The 21267-nt window shown below is 38.9% G+C and carries 18 protein-coding genes, 1 other RNA gene and 4 pseudogenes; 7 read left to right on the top strand and 16 right to left on the bottom strand.

Translation table 11 applies throughout. The features are described from left to right. Nucleotides 1-7 precede the first annotated feature (7 nt). Entirely contained in the window at nucleotides 8-850 is an 843-nt protein-coding gene (gene rsmI, locus A7A69_RS15420; protein ID WP_152878536.1) for a 16S rRNA (cytidine(1402)-2'-O)-methyltransferase, read from the top strand. 35 nt (nucleotides 851-885) lie between these two features. Here rsmI and A7A69_RS15415 read toward each other — a convergent pair whose 3' ends face one another. The 5 genes from A7A69_RS15415 to A7A69_RS15395 all read right to left on the bottom strand — a co-directional run bounded on the left by A7A69_RS15415 (nucleotide 886) and on the right by A7A69_RS15395 (nucleotide 5792). Continuing rightward, entirely contained in the window at nucleotides 886-1140 is a 255-nt protein-coding gene (locus A7A69_RS15415) for a hypothetical protein (protein ID WP_120370303.1), read from the bottom strand. A 172-nt stretch (nucleotides 1141-1312) separates the two neighbouring features. Then, nucleotides 1313-2545, bottom strand: coding sequence for an FAD-dependent monooxygenase (locus A7A69_RS15410; protein WP_152878535.1), 1233 nt, complete (start codon nucleotides 2543-2545; stop codon nucleotides 1313-1315). Continuing rightward, nucleotides 2542-3747 (bottom strand): 2-octaprenyl-6-methoxyphenyl hydroxylase, encoded by a 1206-nt coding sequence (ubiH, locus tag A7A69_RS15405; RefSeq protein ID WP_151981116.1) that lies wholly within the window; start codon nucleotides 3745-3747, stop codon nucleotides 2542-2544. Before ubiH ends, A7A69_RS15410 begins: the two co-directional genes overlap by 4 nt. Before the next feature lie 26 nt (nucleotides 3748-3773). Further along, complete coding sequence (gene pepP / locus A7A69_RS15400; protein WP_152878534.1) at nucleotides 3774-5099, bottom strand: Xaa-Pro aminopeptidase; 1326 nt, start codon at nucleotides 5097-5099, stop codon at nucleotides 3774-3776. A gap of 60 nt (nucleotides 5100-5159) precedes the next feature. Continuing rightward, nucleotides 5160-5792 (bottom strand): UPF0149 family protein, encoded by a 633-nt coding sequence (locus A7A69_RS15395; RefSeq protein WP_120370241.1) that lies wholly within the window; start codon nucleotides 5790-5792, stop codon nucleotides 5160-5162. 64 nt (nucleotides 5793-5856) lie between these two features. Between A7A69_RS15395 and A7A69_RS15390 the strand changes: the two genes are divergently transcribed. The 4 genes and pseudogenes from A7A69_RS15390 to A7A69_RS15375 all read left to right on the top strand — a co-directional run. Next, nucleotides 5857-6417 carry a hypothetical protein gene (locus A7A69_RS15390; protein ID WP_120370242.1) on the top strand — a complete coding sequence of 187 codons (561 nt, stop codon included), beginning with the start codon at nucleotides 5857-5859 and terminating at the stop codon, nucleotides 6415-6417. Then, entirely contained in the window at nucleotides 6414-6698 is a 285-nt protein-coding gene (locus A7A69_RS15385) for a cell division protein ZapA (RefSeq protein ID WP_120370243.1), read from the top strand. Before A7A69_RS15390 ends, A7A69_RS15385 begins: the two co-directional genes overlap by 4 nt. Nucleotides 6699-6800: 102 nt before the next feature. Next, nucleotides 6801-6986: non-coding RNA, 6S RNA (gene ssrS, locus A7A69_RS15380), on the top strand. 136 nt (nucleotides 6987-7122) lie between these two features. After that, nucleotides 7123-7482 (top strand): annotated as a pseudogene (locus A7A69_RS15375) (Arm DNA-binding domain-containing protein); the annotation flags it as partial. 500 nt (nucleotides 7483-7982) lie between these two features. On the opposite strand, the gene A7A69_RS16920 reads toward A7A69_RS15375, so the two are convergent. Continuing rightward, entirely contained in the window at nucleotides 7983-8165 is a 183-nt protein-coding gene (locus tag A7A69_RS16920) for a helix-turn-helix domain-containing protein (RefSeq protein WP_120370289.1), read from the bottom strand. Nucleotides 8166-8365: 200 nt separating this feature from the next. Between A7A69_RS16920 and yddG the strand changes: the two genes are divergently transcribed. After that, nucleotides 8366-9274, top strand: coding sequence for an aromatic amino acid DMT transporter YddG (gene yddG / locus A7A69_RS15365; RefSeq protein WP_152878533.1), 909 nt, complete (start codon nucleotides 8366-8368; stop codon nucleotides 9272-9274). A 47-nt stretch (nucleotides 9275-9321) separates the two neighbouring features. Here yddG and A7A69_RS15360 read toward each other — a convergent pair. The 8 genes and pseudogenes from A7A69_RS15360 to A7A69_RS15330 form a co-directional block, all read right to left on the bottom strand. Continuing rightward, nucleotides 9322-9860: pseudogene (locus A7A69_RS15360) on the bottom strand (MarC family protein). 137 nt (nucleotides 9861-9997) lie between these two features. Next, nucleotides 9998-11173, bottom strand: a complete 1176-nt coding sequence (locus A7A69_RS15355; RefSeq protein ID WP_152878532.1) for a hypothetical protein — start codon at nucleotides 11171-11173, stop codon at nucleotides 9998-10000. Nucleotides 11174-11376: 203 nt separating this feature from the next. Further along, nucleotides 11377-11730, bottom strand: coding sequence for a cupin domain-containing protein (locus A7A69_RS15350; protein WP_152878531.1), 354 nt, complete (start codon nucleotides 11728-11730; stop codon nucleotides 11377-11379). A gap of 13 nt (nucleotides 11731-11743) precedes the next feature. Next, nucleotides 11744-13060: an NAD(P)/FAD-dependent oxidoreductase gene (locus tag A7A69_RS15345; RefSeq protein WP_152878530.1), complete on the bottom strand. Its 1317-nt coding sequence runs from the start codon at nucleotides 13058-13060 to the stop codon at nucleotides 11744-11746. A 17-nt stretch (nucleotides 13061-13077) separates the two neighbouring features. Further along, nucleotides 13078-14283, bottom strand: coding sequence for an NAD(P)/FAD-dependent oxidoreductase (locus A7A69_RS15340; protein WP_241675279.1), 1206 nt, complete (start codon nucleotides 14281-14283; stop codon nucleotides 13078-13080). Beyond that, nucleotides 14272-14433 (bottom strand): annotated as a pseudogene (locus A7A69_RS16915) (rubredoxin); the annotation flags it as partial. The gene A7A69_RS15340 and the pseudogene A7A69_RS16915, both read right to left, overlap by 12 nt. A 28-nt stretch (nucleotides 14434-14461) precedes the next feature. After that, entirely contained in the window at nucleotides 14462-15892 is a 1431-nt protein-coding gene (locus tag A7A69_RS15335; protein WP_152878528.1) for an aldehyde dehydrogenase family protein, read from the bottom strand. 1 nt (nucleotide 15893) lies between these two features. Next, on the bottom strand, nucleotides 15894-17084 hold the full coding sequence (locus A7A69_RS15330; protein WP_152878527.1) for an aromatic ring-hydroxylating oxygenase subunit alpha: 1191 nt from the start codon (nucleotides 17082-17084) through the stop codon (nucleotides 15894-15896). Between the two features lie 323 nt (nucleotides 17085-17407). Here A7A69_RS15330 and A7A69_RS15325 point away from each other — a divergent pair, with 323 nt between their 5' ends. After that, nucleotides 17408-19090: a BCCT family transporter gene (locus tag A7A69_RS15325; protein ID WP_152878525.1), complete on the top strand. Its 1683-nt coding sequence runs from the start codon at nucleotides 17408-17410 to the stop codon at nucleotides 19088-19090. Between the two features lie 56 nt (nucleotides 19091-19146). Here A7A69_RS15325 and A7A69_RS15320 read toward each other — a convergent pair whose 3' ends face one another. Together A7A69_RS15320 and A7A69_RS16910 are read right to left on the bottom strand one after the other, a co-directional pair. Continuing rightward, a complete protein-coding gene (locus A7A69_RS15320; RefSeq protein ID WP_120370298.1) occupies nucleotides 19147-20073 on the bottom strand; it encodes a LysR substrate-binding domain-containing protein in 927 nt (308 codons plus the stop codon). 267 nt (nucleotides 20074-20340) lie between these two features. Continuing rightward, nucleotides 20341-20801 (bottom strand): annotated as a pseudogene (locus tag A7A69_RS16910) (transposase family protein); the annotation flags it as partial. Between the last annotated feature and the right edge of the window lie 466 nt (nucleotides 20802-21267).

Here is a 21267-nt window from a genome sequence, read left to right as displayed (position 1 = left end):
AAACCTTATGAGTGCTCAGTTATTTGTTGTAGCAACCCCAATTGGGCACTTGGATGACATGACCTTTAGGGCAATTGATATTCTTAAATCAGTTTCTATTGTAGCGGCAGAAGATACGCGTCAATCTGCGCAGTTATTTAAGCATTATAATATATCAACACCGCTCACTGCATGTCATGATCACAACGAAAGTAACAAAATTGCTCAACTGATTGAAACTCTAAAATCAGGCCAAAATGTTGCGTTAATTAGTGATGCAGGTACGCCCTTAATTAGCGATCCTGGCTTTAAACTTGTGCGGGCTGCTCAGGAGCATGGGATTCGTGTGACACCTGTACCCGGTGCTTGTGCTGCCATTGCTGCATTAAGTGCAGTCGGACTGCCAAGTGACCGTTTTAGTTTTGAAGGCTTTTTATCTTCGAAATCTTCACAGCGTATCAACCAGCTTGAAAAACTCAAAGATGAAACTCAAACTCTAATTTTTTATGAAGCACCGCATCGAATATTAGACTGTGTCAAAGATATGGTCGCAATCTTTGGTGAAGATCGCCCAGTTGGTTTCGCTCGTGAAATTACCAAGACCTTTGAAACGATTAAAAAAATGACATTAAAAGATTTAGTGACATTTATTGAACAGGATCATCATCAACAAAAGGGTGAAATTGTTTTGGTCGTCGGAGGCAATCCTGAAGAAAAAGATCTTGATCAAGAAAAAATGGATCAGTTACTTAATCGTTTATTACAGGATTTGTCCGTCAAAGCCGCTTCTCAACTAGCCGCCGATTTAACAGGAATAAAAAAGAAAGTGGCGTATCAACGTGCCTTAGAACTCACCCAAAATAATGCCTAGAAGAAAAAAAAACATCACCGAAGTGATGCTTTTTGTTAGTGTCTTGCTTCTTCATCAGCAGGCACTTCAGTAATCGTTCCACCTTTTGCTAAAAAGGCTGCGATTTCATCTTCAAGTGCCTGACGTTGCTTTTGCTTTGCAGTGACCGTAAGCGTTTCGGCTTCTGCAAGATCAGCGTCACTTAAGTTACCACTTTCTTCGCTGTCACTGGCACCACGTTCGGCTGCTTTCGCTTCATCTTCATCAACGACTGAATCTTCTGCTTCATCATAATCATTTGTATCTGTCATTTTCTGCTCCCCATCATGATCAGTAAATGTTTTATGAAACTCATCATAAATTACGAAGAAATGTAGCAATCTCTTGAGCATTCGCAAAGAGGCTTTTGCTCCAAATTCGTATTTTTTTTAACCATATTGGTAATAATATATAAATGATTGTTTAAAAAATATCTAGTGCCCTTTAAATTGAATACTTTGTATTCTTCAAACTGTGCAAACCACTCGCCTGCTGCATAAATGCATCTTTAAATAAATTGGACTGATTGACCTGACGCAAACCAAAATTTCGGGCAAAAATAACGGGGGTCAGTTCTGTACTTTCTAGCCAGCCAATTGTGGACATGCTGTGCATCATGGCTGCATTTTGTCCCTTACGCTCATGCTCAAAACGACGTAAAGTTTGCTCATGCGCCCATGCACCACGTTTAAGGTCATGCAACAATACATCACATAACACCGCAGCATCCAGACAGCCAATGTTTACCCCCTGTCCCGCCAAAGGATGAATTACATGTGCGGCATCCCCAATTAATGCCAAACCTGCTTTCACATAATGTTGTGCTGAACGGGCTTTAAGTGGAAATTGGGCACGAGATCGAACATCTATGACTTCACCTAACATATGCTGACTTTCACGGGTTAGCAGTTGCATAAATTCAGCATCGCTTAAATCTGAATATTCTTCTGCATAATCGTCTGGCAGTGTCCAGACAATCGACTGCCAATAGCCATTTTCATGCTCATCCAGACTTGCCATTGGTAAATAAGCTAAAGGCCCTGTTGGTAAAAAGATTTGTCGCGCCACGTATTGGTGTGGTTTTGTAGTTTTAATGGCACAGCTTATCGCCGCTTGATGATAGTCCAGTACATCTAAACCGATATAAGCCTGATCACGCACAAAAGAGTTTGCACCATCAGCGCCAATAAGCAGCTTCGTTTTTAAAATTTCCCCATCCGCCAGTTCAACCGACCAACCTTCTACTTGCTGTTCAACACGAACGACTTTTACTTGCGTACGGTAGTCCTGAATCTGTTGTAACATTTTCTGTTGGATCACAAGATTCAGTAAACTTGGCTCAACCATTGAACCTAAGGCCTGATCTGGCGTAGGTAAAGCTGCTGACTCATGACCAAACTCAATTTCACCATAGCCATTTTTATTCCAGACATGCATTCCTGTATAAGGCATATGTCTAGGGAGATCATCCCAAACTTCAACTGTTTTTAATAAATGAATCGTTGCTTGACTGAGTGCCAACACACGCGGATTTAAAATATTTTTGACTTGTTCAGGGTCAAGCACAGGCGCAGCATCCAGCACAGTTGCTTGTACGCCGCCTTGAGCTAATAATAAAGCAGTCAGTCCACCCACTAGACCACCGCCCACGATCACGACATCAAGAACATCACTCATGCTTTTAATCCCATGGCATAGTTGGCAACCAGTGGTTTAATTCCAGGAATTACATCAAATGCAACCAATCCTGTATTACGCAGTAATTTTAGGACAGGATTTTGATTACTAAAACCACGAACAACTGAATCACAGAATTTAATGACACGCTGTTGGTCTTTTAAACGAGATTGTTCATAAGCCAATAAATTTTCAGGCTGACCAATATCATCAGATTGAGTTAAATGCTGAGTAATAAAACGTACTAATACATCTGCATCACGCAGGCACAGATTAAAACCTTGCCCCGCAACAGGATGAATCGTGTGTGCAGCATTACCCATTAATACAACTCGACCGACTGCTTGTTTATGCGCCAACACCTGTGACAGTGGATAGCTAAATCGTTTGCCTGTTTTTTCAAATTTTCCAGCCCGATCCCCATAGGTTTGTTGTAAGGCATTCAAAAAATGTTGATCGTTTTCTTCGCCTAACCATTCAGCTTCTGTCCCTTTTTTGACAGGCCAAACCACAGAACGACGATACTCCCCAGGCAAAGGCAGCAAAGCTAAAGGCCCAAGCGCACTAAAACGCTCAAATCCAACTTGGTTATGCGGTTTTGAAGTTTGTACAGCGGTGACAATCGCAACCTGATCATAATCATGAACATCAACGCCAACACCAATCGCCTGACGACAGAAAGAATCACGACCATCGGCAGCAATCAATAATTGGGTTTGGAGTTCTAAAGTCTCCTGATCACGTTGAGCATGAATCGTGACTTGCTGCTGATCTTGTTCAAGTGAAGTAACTTCTACGCCATCTATAAGCTCAATAAGAGATTGCTGACGAACTTGAGTCAACAACACTCGACCTAGCCATGCATTTTCAATCACCTGACCAAAGCTTTCGACTTTTTCCTGCTCTGCCACTAAACGGGCTTTACCGAAACTTCCTTGCTCTGTAATGTGGACTTGAAGAATGGGCGTCGCATGTTGCTGTAATGCATCCCATAGGCCGAGTTGCTGATAAATCATAACACTACGACGTGATAATGCCGTATTTCGAGCATCAAAACTGGAATGATACGGTGCAAGCTGATCATCTTCATAATTCGGATAACGAATTGCTTCCAACAGTTGAACAGCGATATTTTGTTTGGCTAGCATCAATGCCAGACTTAAACCCACCATTCCCCCACCGACAATAATGACTTTTTGCATGGCAAAACTCCTCAATACGTTTATCGTTATAGTTTGGCTTGCGCCATGAGTTGTTCAATATCTTGAATTTCTTTGACAACTGCCCCTGTTAAAACTAGCGGCCCTTGAGCTGTGGCAACAACATCATCTTCAATTCGAATACCAATACCACGCCATTTTTCATCTACTGTTTCATCATCAGGCGCGATATACAATCCTGGCTCAACCGTGACCACCATACCTTCTTCATAAGGTCGCCAATTATTTCCCTTTTTGTAATTACCAACGTCATGCACATCCATGCCCAACCAATGCCCTGTGCCATGCATATAAAATTGACGGAAAGCCTCACTCCCAATCAACTCATCTAGTTCACCTTTAAGTAAACCTAAATCCAGTAAACCCTGAGTGAGAATACGCACAGCCACTTCATGCGGTTCACGATAAGAATTACCTACGCGAACAGCATCAATTGCAGCATATTGTGCCTTTAACACAACTTCATAAAGTGCTTTTTGTTCAGGGCTGAATTTACCATTTACGGGGAAAGTTCGCGTGATGTCAGATGCATAGCATTGATATTCACAAGCAGCATCGATCAGAACTAAATCGCCATCTTTGAGTGCTTTGTCATTTTCGACATAATGCAAAATGCAGCCATTCGACCCGCCCCCCACAATACTGTTATACGATGGCACACAACCGTGCTGACCAAAGATATAATTCAATTCTGCTTCAAGTGTATATTCCATCATTTCAGGATGAACTTTTTGCATGGCACGCGTATGTGCAGCGGCACTAATATCCGATGCAATTTGCATGAGTTCGATTTCTTGCTTGGACTTCATCAAACGCATTTCATCGACAATACGATCTAATTGCAGAATTTGCGATGGCGCACCATTGCCACGACGCTGCTGAGCATCTGCTTGTTTAATCCATTGACTAACACGTGCATCAAACTCAGCACGATGTCCTATACGATAATAAAGACGCTCTTTATTGAGCAGTTTTTCCGCGATTTCTTCATCTAGCAGATCAATGGCATAAGCTTCATCTGCATCATAGTCTTCAATCGCACCATCAATACCCGCCCGATAACCATTCCAGATTTCCATTTCACGGTTTCGTTCACGGCAAAACAAACTATACGTGTAATCATCAACCGTATCGAAAGTTTCAATCACTGCGACTGCTTCAGGTTCAGCAAAGCCTGTCAGATAAAAAAAACTGCTATCGGCACGAAATTTATAGTCTGCATCACGGTTACGATACGCAACAGGACTGGTCTCGATAATGGCAATACTGTTTGGCCCCATATGTACTGCGAGGCGGTCTCGACGAAGTTCAAAATCTGCTTGAGTCAATTTCATGAGGCTATAAATCTTTAATTATCAAGTGGTAAATAAAATTTAAACGATTACATCGTCCAATTAGCTTGGACGATGTGGTGTAAACATTTCAACTACGCTTTGGTTATCTTTTCGTGCAGGATCATTTTGACTCTTGGCATGAAAATTTTTTAACAGTGAACTTTCTTCAACAGGAATTTTTTTACGTCCAATCGAAAGACTCACAGGAATCAGACGAACAAATTCGTACAATTCTTCGTAGCTATTTTCGCCTTCTTCATCATCGTCTGACTCTTCAAATTCAACTGCTGCGACATCCTGTAAATGTTCGATCAATTCCATTTCATCGCTACGGATATGTCCTGATGCCAACCCAAAACCAAGTACCACACCCGCGCTCCAGTCTGCCAACGCCTGAACACGTTCTTGCAAAGAATGCTCATCATCGGGGAGCATTGGTAAATAATCCAACTCATCTTCCGCTAAGGCATGTGCAACATCTTCTGCTTCATCGGTCAGTAGCGCAAGTGCTTCATCTGTTAAATGAGGAACATTCAACGTAGTCAAAATTTGTAACCATTCATCACGGCTTGGTGCATCAGTGACACAAATAATGCCAGTAAGCAAGCCATGTAGCTCACTTGGGCTTGAAATCTCTTCAATTCCGTTAAAATTTGTGAACCATTCATTCCAACCTGAAATATCGTCTTGCATTCGCTTATCCAATCTCTATACTGCGTATATATTACCTTTGATTGCAATTCTGTGCGACTACGTTATGTTAGAACAATTACAGCGTCTACAGACGCATATTGGCGTTTTAAAAACGCGTTTACATCACCTTGAAAGTGAAAATGAGTCACTGACTCAAAAAAAACAACAGGATGAAGAGCATCATCATGCTCAAATTGTGCAAAAAAATGGGATTATCACGTCCAAACAGGAAGAAGTAGAGAGTCTGACTGAGCAACTTTCACAATTGCAAAATCAATTTCAGCAATTGAATACTGATGCAACTGCCCTAGCCGATCGCTATAGCCGTCTGGAAAAAAGTTGCACCGATCTTAAAAATCGTTTTCAGGAAATTTTGGCAGAACGTAACGATTTACGTGTAACCAAAGAAAAATTGCAACTGCAACAACGCCATTCGCAGCAAGAATTACACGACATTCAGCAAGATCGTGATCGTTTACTTCAGAAAAATGAACTTGCTAAATCCAAAGTTGAAGCGATTATTCAGCGTTTAGCTATTTTAGGCACTGAGCAGGATCAAAATGCGCAGGAAATTCAGCAACTGGCAGATCCTAGTGTAGAAAATCAAGAGGAGATTCAATCATGAGTGAACAGGTAATGGTTGAGTTACGACTGATTGAACAAACATTTCGGCTTGCCACAACCGCCTCTGAAAAAGAAGAGCTAGAACGCGCAGGTCAAATGTTGAATGACAAATTTAATGAAATGCGCCGTAATGCACCACGAGTTGAGCATAACAAACTGGTGATTATGGTGGCATTACAACTCATGCAAGATGTACTCAGTATGAATAAATCACTTCAAGAATATGCACATTGTGAGCGTCTACTTGACACAATCTTAAACGATGTCGAACAAATCGTATAAACAATGTAGTGGTATCGCGTAAAGCTTCACCATTTGAAAACTAAGTTTACATAACGACTGGCTTAACCGATTGTCATTAAGCAAAGATAGGTTATACTTAAGCTGTCTCTGGGATGTTCGCCAGCGCGTCTGATTCCCCTGAGCCGATACTATCTTTTTAGGATAGCGCTCTGCGTATTTAGAGCGTATGCCTGCCCTGTGCAGGAAACCCAGCAAGTACGCGTCGCTTCCACCTTGAACTTAAGGGTTCAAGGGTAAAGACATTGCAGCGGCATCTTCGGAGGCATTTATTTTTATATAACAATAATTTAGATAAAGATCTCATCTCAAAACCACCATTATTTTCTTCAAAAATAGACCATTAATAGACTTCATAATTATTGTGTTGTATCGTTAGAAATTGCTTATCACTGCTATAACTAAAATGGCCAATCATATTAAATTTACAAAATCAGCAATAGATTCAATCCCACTTTGTCAGAATAAATAAGTTTTCTATCGAGATACTGCGACAATAGGATTTGGTTTGTGCATCGGTAAGACAAAAAGCTATTTTGCAGAAAAGAAGATGCCAAATGGCAAATCAAAGCGTAAAGTGATAGGAAAGCACGGCGTTTATACACTTGAGCAAGCCAGAGCTGAAGCAAAGCATTTACTTATTTTAATGGATGAAGGTGTAGATCCAGTTCAACAGAAGAAGTAGATCCGTATTGATTATTTGTCTAATCAAGAACTCTCCCAATTAATGCCAACAGTTTCTGAAGTTTATATACTTCTTAGATTAGCATTTGAAGTGCAACAGCATGTTGTTGGCATAATACCTGACTCGGACTTTTAAATCGGAGTCTTTTTCTTGGTCTTTGATTCAAGCGCTGAGTGATTTCTGAAATATATTCATCCGTATAGACATTTAAATCACTGTTTTTTTAATATATTGCCTGATTAAGCCGTTTGTATTTTCATTCGTGCCTCTTTGCCAAGCACTGTAAGGATCAGCGAAATACCAGTCTGTTCCTCATGCTTGAGCAGCATACTCATGCAGGCTGAACTCCTTACCATTATCTACCGTGATCGTCTTTAGCTGATCTTTTATTTCTGAATCGCAGGTTGTGAAAGAGCGCGCCCCCCTTTGTTTTTATCTAGCTGTATAAAACGATAAATTGAATGCAAACTGACTGGAACATGAGAAGCGATTTGTTCAGGGCTCCATTGAAGATGGAGATAAGAAATAATTTTTACCCATATTTCATAGGGAATTCTTTTAAGGTTGGGACATTGACGTCTTTAGGCTATCTTATTCGCATGTTTAACGAAATAACCGTTCTTGGCTCGATTACGATGGATTTCCCTAGAAATCGTTGATGGTGAACGATTCAGTCTCCAAGCAATATGACGCTTATAAAAACCTTCACGTAACAATGTATAAATCTGATATCTTTCTTCTAGGTTGAGATGAATATAGTTCATGATGCAACTTTGACTTTGGTCGGTCGGAAGCAGAATGCTAGCTCATCTTGCTTCTTTCCAATAATCTAATCTCTGTTGCACTTCATTTGATAATCTAGGGATAATAAAAAGTCATTAACTCATGATTATTTATCGTGCTCAACCAACTATTAAAGTACTCATTTAAAAATTATGATTAATTTTTTAATCGGGTCTATCGTATGAGCCGCCAAATCTCAACCTTAATCGGTGTTTCAGCTTTGTTACTTTGGTCCACTTTAGTTGGCTTACTCAGGCTTTCTACAGAAAATTTTGGTCCTATTTATACAGTGACTTATGTATACACCATCAGTGCTATTATTTTGTTCTTAACATATGGCCTGCCCGATTTAAAAAGGGTTTCAAAGAAGTTTCTTATTTTATCTAGCTTACTTTTTGTTATTTTTGAGTTGTGCTTTGCTTTTTCAATCACTCTAGCAAATTCATCAGAAAAATCGATTGAGATGAATATTATTTTTAATATGTGGCCAACTCTAATTATTATTATGTTAGCAGTATTAAAAGAAGAAAAAGTAAACTTAATGACAATATTAGGAGTGATCGTAAGCTTTACAGGTATAGTTATAGTTAACTATCATTCAAATCTAAACTTTATTGATAACTTTTTTAAAAATCCGATTAGTTACCTACTCATTTTTTTAGCCTCTATTCTTTGGGCGGTCTATTGTATCTACACTAAAAAACAAAGTAATGGAACTAATGCTGTTTCACTTTATTTTATCTTAACAGCTACAGCTTTATGGATCCTTACTATCTCTACCCAAGGCCTCCACTTACCACATGTTCGAGGAATTAATAGCTACCTGTTTATCTTTATCAATGCTGTTTTTTTCTCGATGGGTTATCTAGCATGGAATATTGGTATTATCAAAGGCAATATGCCCGTTTTGATTATGTTTTCTTATTTTTCTCCAATTTTCTCATCAGTGTTTTCAGCTTTTGTATTAAACTCCGATTTAACCATCAATTTTTGGTACGGTGCGTTAACAGTTACTTTAGGGTCTTTAATCTGCTGGTTCTCAATACGAAAAAACCATATTCAAAATAACAATGCGAAATTAGCTTCTTAACTTTTTAGTCACAGCCACACTATTTTGGATGTGACTTTTTACTTTTATCAAACTTTATCAATCAAACATGTAACACCATTCACAATCATATCGACTGCGATTGTTCCAATTAATAAAACAGCTAACCACCCTACAATATAAAATAGCAATCAATATATTTGGTATGGCTATAGCGTAAGTGATCATGAGAAAATTTCATCGCTATCAAAACACTACAAGTCACAAACAATAGCAGACTCTACAATAGACATACTCATGCCCGTAACTACAATAATTGCATAATTGTTCCTGATCCAATGATAAATGGTATAACGACAGTCCCAGCCAAATATTCAGGCGTACTTCGCATTCCACCAATGGTATCAGGTCTTTGAAATACATATAGATATCTTATCACTAGAAAAATCAAACCACCAAAAATCAGAAATAGTTCAGCCCTTCCATTTAAATACTGATTAAAAATTGCTTCTCCACCCCATGCAAATAAGAGAAAACCTACATAAGCAATAAGACCACCTTGAATCAAAGCCTTATTAAATACCCTAGTATCCGTATGACGAATTAGAACGATCATATAGATACTCATGAGAAATGGCTTAAGCAGTGAGAAAAATAATATAAATGTACTATAAATGGTGATGACATATTTATTATACCTAAACGACTTCAGGAAGTTTTTAAACTTCCTGAAGATATTGATAAATGAAAAAGCTGTAGAAACTCTTAAAAGCTATAAATCAACATTAGATTTAAAAGTTTGTTCCATTTCCCATCATCACCTGCTGCAAGCGAATTTACATTTCCACCCACAAACGGATCGTTTTTACTCATCACATATTCGGTATATAAAGAAATATTTTTGTAGTCCCACGCCACACCAACAATATTGCGCTGTGAATCATCAAATCCATTTTCTTTCTTGTTAAAACCACTAAAAACAATATACGGCGTAACATTAAGCGAATCTTTAACATTTTTAAAAACATAACTTGTATCAACCGTATAGAAATAGCCCTTGTTCGCAATGTCGTATTCGCCATCAAAAGAGCCGAAAGTTGAGCTAGCTAGACTCAATGCATCTTTATTACTGATCGACTGTTGTCCTCCAGTTAGCACAACGTTCAGATTTTTATAGTTAATGCGGTTAAATAGAGCCCATGTAGTTCTCGTGCCATCAGCAGAAGTTTTTTTATTCTCAATGTCTGAATACCAATAACTTCCACCTACTGACACCTTGAGATCATCTGTACTTAAAAACTTAAGATCCTGATCTACACGTGCCATCCACATATTTTTTTCATTTAGGTTGGTTTTAAGTGGATCAGATGAGGTGACAATATTAGCCGTATAACGAGCTGAATCTTTGCTTGTTCCGTGGTAATTACCACCATCAGTTGCAAAATAAGCCAAATCCACTTTAGTAGCAGACGGTAATTCAAAGTGATAGTTTGCTCCTAAATTGGAGGCATCCTGCAAACCCATAGTGTTGTTAATACCAGCATAAAAGCTGCTATCCCAAAAACGACCTGGTCCAAAAGGAATGGGTTGCACACCCACAGTAATATGATCAGTTGCATTTAAACGATAGCCCGCATAGCCGTAAACTAGAGTAGAGAAATCACAGAATTTATCGTATTGATAACAGCGATATTCGACTTTTCCAAACCAGTCGGATGACTCGTAACCTAGTCTTAAAATAGCTGCATCAAATTTTATTTTCTGGTCTGATGCAGATTCCCCATAATCTTTATCTTGATAATTCCCACGTAAAGCACCTGATATTGTTAAAGCACCCATATCATCACTTTTAGGATCTCCAAAAGTTATTCCGGCAAAAGTAGGAAATGCCATTCCAATTGAAATTAACCCAAATCCAAGTACTAAATAGACTTTGCTCATTTACAATTCCTTGTTTATATGAAGATTTACAGAAAACCTCTCCTGTTATCTGCTTATTTTTTAGACAATTTTTTCTTGTTCAGGAGGAGCTCCTGAAATTTAAAATTTTTGTTAATTCACGTTAGCCCTAATTCAGAGCTAGGTTCTCATAAGAATAAAACGACCCACATCATTCTTTTCCTGAACAATATGGATCGTTTCTGTTATGCAATTCCGTGCAATTCTTTCCAATTACCCGGATGTACGACATAACCAAATATCGCATGTCCACCATAAATGAGTTCGGTTCCTTCAGGAATCCACAACATTTGTCCTGGATGAACTTCATATTTGTGACCGTTAGCAGTGAGCTCAAAACAGCCTTCAATTACAAAAATGACTTCGTCATAAAGTAATTGCCAACTCACTTCTGCACCTTCCCAACGCGCAAAACCAATACCCATGTTTGGGGAAACATCAGCGCCTAGTGCTCTTGCTACATAAGCAGTACCATCTGGTGTTTCACCACGTAAATTAAAAATAAGTTGAGCGCTATCAACTAACTTTACTTCTTTCATCTATTTATCCTGCTTACAATTCACTACGACTGCGCCATTTTTCAAATCTGATACGTGTTTTAACACCTAAACCCAAGAACGGTTCTGGTGGATTTAAGCTGGGCATACCAGTTACATACTGAATATCTTTTAAAGCTTGGGAATCAGAACCAACAACGAGGTCAGCCAATAGCGTTCCAGAAATTGTGCCCCATGCTGCTCCTACACCATTATCACAAGCACTCGCATAAACGCCGTCTTCTAATTCACCAAAGAAGTTAGTGAAGTTACGAGAAATCGCATAAACACCACCCCATGTATGGGTAAAAGGAACATTCGCCAAATCTGGATAACGATCTAAAAATGCTTTGCGATGATCTTCTTGTATCCAGCGACGATTATCATCGTTTATGTTTGCACCATATTTAGGCACGTGCTTATAAGTATTACGGATTAAAATGCGGCGATCAGCGGTCATTCTTAAGGTTGTTCCCGCATGATCGGCTGGAGTAAGTCCCCAATCTAACTCACCACGATAAACATTAATTTCCTGATCAGTTAATGGACGTGTCCAGCTCGCAAAGGTCATGACTGGTAATAAACGGTTCTTCAAGTAACCAAATTCACGCGTAAAAATACTCGTTGCAAGTAGGACTTTAGGTGTTGTGATTGACCCCTCATCACCTTGTAAAAACCATTGATTACTATTTTTTTGCAAACTACGAATTGGAGATTGCTCTAATAACTCAACGCTGTCTGGTAAATTGTCACCCATACCGCGTACTAAAGCTGCTGGTTGCATCAAATAAGAACCAGGAGTAAAAATCGCGCGGCTATAAAAATCTGTACCCAATACTTTTTTAAGTTCTGCTTTTTCGACCCAACGATATGGTTCACCTAAATCTTTCATTAGGTGCTCAAAATGATTGAGATGCGCTTCACCGCGTTCACCTACAGCACCTTGATATTTACCAACCGCAGACCATTGACACTCAATGTTATGGCGCTCTACCAAACCTTGTAATTGAGCAATGGCCGATCGGTTCAAACTCAATAACTTTTGCTTATGCGAAGGGTCTGGATGTGATAAAGCAAATTTATGCGGTAAATCAATTACAAACCCTGAATTACGTCCTGAAGCGCCTTCAGCTATACGCTGTGCATCCACTAAAATAATACGGGCATCTGGTTTGAGTTCAGCCAATCTTCGAGCTGCTGCTAATCCTGCAAAGCCTGCTCCTATGATGGCATAGTCAGCTTTTTGTGAACCTATTAACTTTTTAGGAGACCCTGCTGGAGGCAATGACGCATACCAACCACAGGTACTATCATCATTTGGTAAAGCAATCATTTTGTTATTCCCTTAACTTAAACTGTGGATGGACATGAATTTAGTTTCTCAAGCCACTCGCTACGGTGGTGCTGTAATTGATGACCAAGTAAGGCAAAGCCTGTTAATTTGCCTTGTTCATTGTAGAAACCTGCAGCAAGCTCGCCGTCATGTTGTTCTACGTTCCACTTACCTGTTCCCATTGCTGGCAAGACAGAAAGCGGCAAAATTGGTGTTTTTACTAAAACTGGTGTTGATTTCAAATCCGCAGCAGTTGACTGACCTAAAAGGTTATTCACCAAAGCTGGTAATGCTTGCGTGATTGGATTGATATAAGGTGCCCACTGGCCATTCACTTCTGCACAATCACCTAAAGCAAAAATTGCGGGATCGCTACTACAGTGATCAAGTCCAGTACAAATACCGCGTGCTGTTTCTAGACCAGCCTTTTGAGCAAGTGCAATATTTGGTCTCAGCCCCACGGCACTTAATACCAAGTCAGTTTCAACTGATTGACCATCGTGGAGTGTTAACTGGTAACGACCGTTTTCAGATTGAATAGAACGGATACTATTTTGTAATTTCCACGCTACGCCTAACTGGCTTAAAGCATTTTGTAGAACATGACCTAAAGGTTCTGGAATAAGACGTTCCATTGCCCATTTGCCAAGACCAACAACTGTAACGTTAATATCATGTGCAGCTAAATCATTTGCAAATTCACAGCCGATCAGACCATCACCAAGAATTGTGACATGCTGTTTATTTGATAATTGCTGACGGAAACATCGGTAATCCGCTAGATCATTTACGCTTAGTATTGCCGTCGAATCACCATCAACTGGAATTGCAACTGGTGTTGCCCCAGTAGCAAGTACAAGTCTGCCGTAAGGATAATCACCAATAGTGGTTTGAAGCTTTTTATTGGCTCGGTCAATATGAGTTACTTTCGTATGTGGATAAACGCGGATATTTAAACGTTGTTCCCAACTTAGAGCAGACTCACGAACTAAACTGTCTCCGTCTTTACCTAAGGCTAAAGCATTCGATAAAGCTGGTTTGCTATATAAAGCACCGTCATCAGCAGTAAATACGGTGATAGACAAGTCTGGAGATTGTGCACGTAAAGTTGAAGCCACTTGGTAGCCCGCATGGCCACTGCCAATAATAACGACAGGTTCAATCACTGGAGCTGCAGCTACTATCAGAGCTTCCTCGAGTTCAACATCAGTAATATCGAGCATTTCGAAGTCGGCTTTACCAACCTGACACTCTGGACACATCCAGTCATCTGAAATGTCTTCCCATTTTGTTCCAGGTGCTATCCCGTCATCAGGCCAGCCTTTAGCTTCATCATAGATCCAGCCACAGACAATACATAACCACTTTCTCATCTTGTCTATTTCCCTTATTTCTTACAAATTACACGCTATGTTTCAAACGGATACCGATATTGCGAGTTTGAACATAACTGTAGATGGCTTCCTGCCCTTTTTCGCGACCAAAACCAGATAAACCCACACCACCAAATGGTGTTTCGATACCACCGGCAAACCATTCGTTAATAAAGACTTGACCAGCGATAAGACGGTTAGCTACTCGAAGTGTTTGATTCAGATTTTCACCAAATACACCTGCAACAAGTCCAAAGTCCGTACCATTTGCGATTACAACTGCTTGGTCTTCGTCATCAAAAGGCATGATCACCATAACAGGACCAAAAACTTCTTCTTGAGCAATCGACATGCCATCTTTTGCTTCAATAATAGTTGGCAGGACGAAGTAACCTTCTAGATCTGCAGCTTTCCCACCTGTTAAAACATTGGCACCTTCTTCACGTGCCTTATCAATCATGGCAAGAATCTGTTGTTGCTGATCTTTAGACACAACTGGAGTAAGTTCGGCATTACTTTCGCCAATACCTATAGTTAGGCTCTCTGCAAGATTCACAACAGCTGCTTTAACTTCTTCATAACGGCTGCGATGCACTAATAAGCGGGACATTGCTGAGCAAACTTGTCCAGAGTTATAGAAAATTCCGACTTTAACGCTACTTAGTAATTGCTCAAGATCCACATCAGCAAAAGCAATTGCAGCTGACTTACCACCCAATTCCATTACTGAAGGTGTTGCACGTTCAGCCGCATCTTTCAAAATGCGTTGGCCTGTTGATACCGAGCCTGTGAAAACAATTTGGTTCGTATCTTGGTGTTTAACCAGATGAGTACCAACTTCTGAACCTTTACCACAAAGTAAGTTCACTGCACCCTTTGGAAAACCAACTTTCTCAATAGCTTTCATGAGTAAAACCATGCCTAAAGGTGAAACTTCCGGAGACTTAATTACAACCGCATTGCCAGCTGCTAAAGCAGGTGCGAGCGAGCGAGCACAAATCGATACCGGGAAGTTCCACGGTACGATTTGAACCGATACACCCATTGGAATGTAAGATGTGAAATCTACATAATCTTTACCTAAAGGTACTGAGATTCCTTCAATTTTATCCGCCATACCCGCGTAGTATTCAAAATAGCGAGCCGCTTCATCGAATTCTTCACGAGCTGTATCCACATTTTTGCCATTTTCACGGCATAGGATTAATGCACCCTCTTCAGCAATTTCACGAATTGCATTTGCGGCTTTTAACATCCAAGCTGTACGTTTTGCAGGACGCACATCAGTCAAAGCGCCGCTATTCACACAACGTCTAGCTGCTGCCATCGCGGCATCTGCATCTTCAATACTTGCACGTGCAACTGTTGCAAAAGCTTTATCGGTTGCCGGGTTGATAACGTCCAATTGGCGAGAAGCATCTCGCCATTGGCCATCAACATAGTTGAGGTAATGTTGCATATTATGCCTCCAATGCAGTTTTAGCTTGGGTTGCTAACCATTTTTGGAAGAAGTGAGTTGGTAAATCCATCTCTGGTGAGAAAACCCCTCCACAAAAACCAGGTGAGTGACGACCTTTTTGCATGGTTTCAACGGCAAATACATCTTCAGCAAATACAACTTTCCATGATTCTAAAGTTGCTTCACGGCATGCATCATATTTAGCGTCTAGTGATTCATCACCAACGTAATACAAGCGTAATTTTTCAATTGTTTGTTCTGGGGCGATTGGATCAATCATCATTGCAAATGCATGATCCGCTTGAATACCTAACAATACGTTCGGGAATACTGCAACATATTCAGCATGACGAAGTTGATCTTCTGGCCAGCTTGGGAATTTTGGTAAATGCGTACCCGCCGTAGCTGATAAGTTATATTTATAACTGCCCTGACCAGCAAAGCGATCTTCAAACATAATGTTGTAATGATCTTCAAGTTTTGAATATGTATTTAACGCTGGATGTACCCAAGGTAAGTGATAAGCTTCGCAATAGTTTTCAACTGTAAGCTTCCAGTTACTTTTTACAGGCAACTCAAAAGTTGAACCAACTTTGCTACTACGAATAAGCTCTAAACCATTTTCACCCAAGAAAGGTTTCCAACGATCAACCAATGGTGCAATATGCTCTTCAAACGTCGTTGCATCACCAGAGATATTGACGAAAACCATATCCATCCAGATTGCTGAACGCAGAGCCTTTAAGCCATGTTTTTCACATTTAAATCGTTCATCTTTATGTTGATTAATTCCGCCAACATGTGGAGTGCCTTTTAAGTTACCGTTTAAGTCATAGCTCCAAGAATGGTATTGGCAACGAATTACACCTTCAATTGTGCCTTCTTGTTGGACCAAAATCATACCGCGATGACTACAGACGTTATGGAAAACTTGGATTTCACCTTCACGGTTGCGAATCATTGCCAAAGGCATACCCATAAAATTAACAGGCTTCACATAGTTCTTTTTAGGTAAATCAGAAGCAAAACCAACACACGCCCAAGTTTTACTTAAAATATTGTCACGTTCAAAATTAAAATATTCGCTACTGGTGTATGCTAAATTTGGCATACCATTTGATTCAGTAATAGGGTTTAAAACATTATCGACTTGCTGAACAGTAATTAATTGTTGGTTAACTCGAATATTCATCTGAAGATCTCCATATATTTAAAACTAACGCAGAACTCCCTGCGTTAAGATGATTTGCACTCTCTGCGATTTCTTTACAGATTGTGTAAAACCTAATGGCGACAGACAAACGACTTTTTAGAGGGGTATTAATGAGTTTTTATCATGCATCCTAAAACTTACTCTCCTTTGATAATTTTTAAATGTATTAGGGACCTATGACTAAAACTCACCTATAGATGAGAATAAATCGGTTGAGCAATCTTTATGCTCCTCACTACTCTTTCGCTATTCGCATACAAAGGTTAACAGGTAGTTAACTGCTACACATCCAAGGAGGATTTATGCGCAATACATCAGGAACCCTTAAAAGTCTCAACCCAACAGTGATGGTTGTTTCAAAGTTGTTACTTTTTGTTTTTATTGCGTTTTGTATTTTTAAAGAAAAACAGGCTGGCGAATACTTTCAAATTATCTCAGATGTTTTATTGCAGAATGCAAAATGGTATCTCCTATTTTTAGCCACTTTCTTATTAGGTTTTTTGATTTATTTATGCATGAGTCGATATGGGCATATTAGACTCGGAAAAGATGATGAAAAACCTGAATATAGTAATATTGCATGGATTTGTATGCTTTTCTCTTGTGGTATGGGAATTGGACTGATGTTCTGGTCGGTTGCAGAACCAATTACGCACTATACAAGTAATCCTTTTACTCAAGGCCTTTCAGATGAATCAGCACGAATGGCAATGCAACTCACTTTTTTTCATTGGGGACTTCACCCCTGGGGCCTATTTTGCTTATCTGCTGTTGCTTTAGGATATTTTTCTTACCGTAAAGGCTTGCCTTTGGCATGCCGATCAGTATTACATCCTTTAATAGGTGACAAAATTTATGGTTCTATAGGTAATTTCGTTGATATTATCACCATCGTTTTAACAGCATTTGGTGTTTCTCAAGCAATTAGTATGGGAATTCTTGAGCTCAATGTTGGTCTAAATCATACATTTGGTGTCAATATTGACGTTAAAATTCAATTATTTTTGGTTCTTGTACTTGGTATTTTAGCAACTTTATCTTTATTATCTGCGATTAGTAAAGGCTTTAAAATTATTGCGGAAGGGAACATGGTCTTATCCTATGTCCTTGTCATTGCAGTCATCTTGATTGGTTCAACTCGTTATATTTTTAATACTTTCTTTGAAGGTCTTGGAGATTACTTACAAAATATTGTAGGTATGAGTTTATGGAGTGATGCTCAAAAAGACTCAGGTTGGCAAAGTTGGTGGACTGCTTATTACTGGCCATGGTGGATGACTTGGGCTCCTTTTGTAGGTTTGTTTATTGCTCGCATTTCACGCGGACGCACTATTCGTGAAGTCATTCTTGGTTCACTTGCTGCACCTACTTTACTAACCTTTATTTGGATTGCAGCGTTTGGTGGTGCAGCTCTTAAAATTGAAAAAGCTAACCATCAGACACCAACTCATCAAGTTGTTGTGAGTAATGCTAGGGTTGTACAAGTAGCTAAAGTTAAACCTCATGAAGTTACAATCGCTGAAGCGACTAAAGAAGATCCTGCTCGGGCTGTGTTTGTTTTCTTTGATCATATTTCAGCGAATCATACCATTACAATTTTCTTAAGCGCACTTCTATGTTTATTGTTATCTATCCATATCATAACCATTGCAAACTCAGGTGCTTTGGTCCTATGTTTTCTAGATACTAATGGTTCCACTAATCCATCAGTAGGAATTCGTCTGGTTTGGGCAGTGATTATTCCACTTATTAGTGGAGGCTTACTTTTGGCTGGCGGTCTATCTGCCATTAAAACAGCGTGTGTAATTGCTGGTTTTCCAATATCGATACTACTTGCAATTATGTGTATTTCTTTAATGAAAAGTCTTCGTCAAGATCCGCAAGCTTGGGTCATGATGCCGGAACATGTGCGGCCTGATTTATGTAAAACTAAGATTGAAAAACCAATGAAAGAAATCAAAGCTCCAGTAGTTATAAAAAGTTAGTGCTACATATAAAAACAGGGCTCGAGTTGAACCCTGTTTTTATATTACTAACAATCCTAATTTAAACCTTTCTGCCCCACTTGCCCTGGTAATTGATCCAATAACCAACTGCGAAAATGTTTCACACTTGATGGAATGACTCCCCGATCCGCGGGTTCCAACATACTAAAATTTGCCTCGGTACGTAATACAGTTTCGACTGGACGAACAAGAGAACCATTCTCCAAATAATCATCAATTAAAGACCCCCATGCTAATGCCACTCCCTGTCCATTAATTGCAGCTTGGAGCAACATTGGATAGTTATTAATATTGACTCTATTTTTAGGTTTCACCATAGGATGGTTTACCGCTTCAAACCATTCGGCCCATGTAATCCAATCCTTTTGAGAATCATCTAGATAAAGCAACGCTTTACCAAATATTTCTTCTGGAGAGGTGCCATCCTTAAATTGAGCAAGATAATTTGGACTACAAACAGGAAATACTTCTTCAGGAAATAAAGTAGTAACTTTCATTCCTACTGGAGATGTTCGGCAATAAAAAAGTGCCAAATCAAAGTCCATTTTTTGTAAATCTAAAATATTTTCTGTCGTTAATATTCTTAAATCCACACCTTCGTTATTTTGCTGAAAAGTTGCTACTTTAGGTAATAACCAAAGTGCAGCCATTGCATTAGTAGTTGCTACTGTTATTTGATGTTCACCTTGCCATTTCTTAATTTCAGCCGTTGCTTGTGCAACATTTAGTAAAGCACTATAAATCGTTTGGTAATATTGCAAGCCCATGGGCGTTAAAGAAATATTACGATTTGCTCGAATAAATAATTCTTTACCTAGGTACTCTTCCAATTGTCGAATTTGGCGACTTATCGCTCCTTGAGTAACATTTAATTCATTTGCTGCTTGTGTAAAACTAAGGTGGCGTGCTGCTGCCTCAAACACAATCAAGCTATTCATTGGTGGTAATGGCTTAATCTTCATGGACACTCCTAATTTGTCCCATTTCCGTAGACACTCTTTTCCAATTCGAGTTCTTTTACCAAGCTATTTACTACGAAATTCTATTTTTGAATATGGCAGTATCAAATAAACCATGACTTTTTCTAATGTACAGTGTTTACCTCTATAGTATTGACAATACATACTTGTAAAGCCCATAAAATCTCATAAATATATTTTAATAAAAAGTGAGTAAAAGTATTCCACCCATGAGTTTTTATCATCTGAAACCAATTAACCCGATCCTGTCTAAGCCTCTAATTTTTTAAGCCGAATATTTGGCTTATTCTGATAGCATATTTGGTATATCCACACAACGGTGTATGGATCCCTCTTAAAAATCTGAAATATTAATAGCCTTACTCGTCACCAACTTGTATTGTCCTTTCAATAGGCTGAATAATGTTTCTATTGCGTTGCCTTAAGTGGTATTCATCTGATCATGTTCTTCCGATGATGGGTTATTAAATCCACACATTGTTCTTTTAATAACTTACTTTTTAATTCTTGACTGGTATAACCATAAAATGATTTATGACGCTGAATACGCTGATTTTTACAGACAAATAAAGTGGTACAGTCAATCCATAAGTATCGGTGATGTTGACATTTCATCAAAGCTACACATAAAGATGTAGTGCCAAATAATACAAATTAATGAGATGGATCATACGTTGGTAGCAGGGTAAGCTTTTAAGTAAAGAATTTTTCTAATGTTTCAATAGAAAAGACATTGCAGCGGCATCTTCGGAGGCATTTATTTTTAGACACAAAATAATCAATTGTTCTGGTTTTATTCTTAATTTAAAAACTTAGCTTAGCATTCAATCATATCTATAGACTTATTAGCTACTGTATAATCATGTGCTGTATTTCCAGTTATTATTTGAATCAAGATTCTTAACATATTTAATTTAATCAACCTTAAAAAAACCCCTCCTATCAATTAATAAATATCAAATTTATAGAAACATTTAAGCTTATAATTCTGCAATTAAAATTTAAACCCTAATTATAGAATACTAGTTTTAAAATAACAGCCAAATCCATTAAAAATAAAACTTCTGTAATAAGTTAAGCAGTAGTCCCTTCATTAGGAATAAATCTTTTGCCTTTTCTCCACGCTTCCCTACAAATGAATCAGGCCAGTGTTTCCCCACTAGCCTGAACTTTATT

This window comes from Acinetobacter guerrae, from assembly GCF_009372255.1.
In the GTDB taxonomy this organism is placed as follows: domain Bacteria; phylum Pseudomonadota; class Gammaproteobacteria; order Pseudomonadales; family Moraxellaceae; genus Acinetobacter; species Acinetobacter guerrae.
This window is presented reverse-complemented; position numbering and strand designations above follow the sequence as displayed.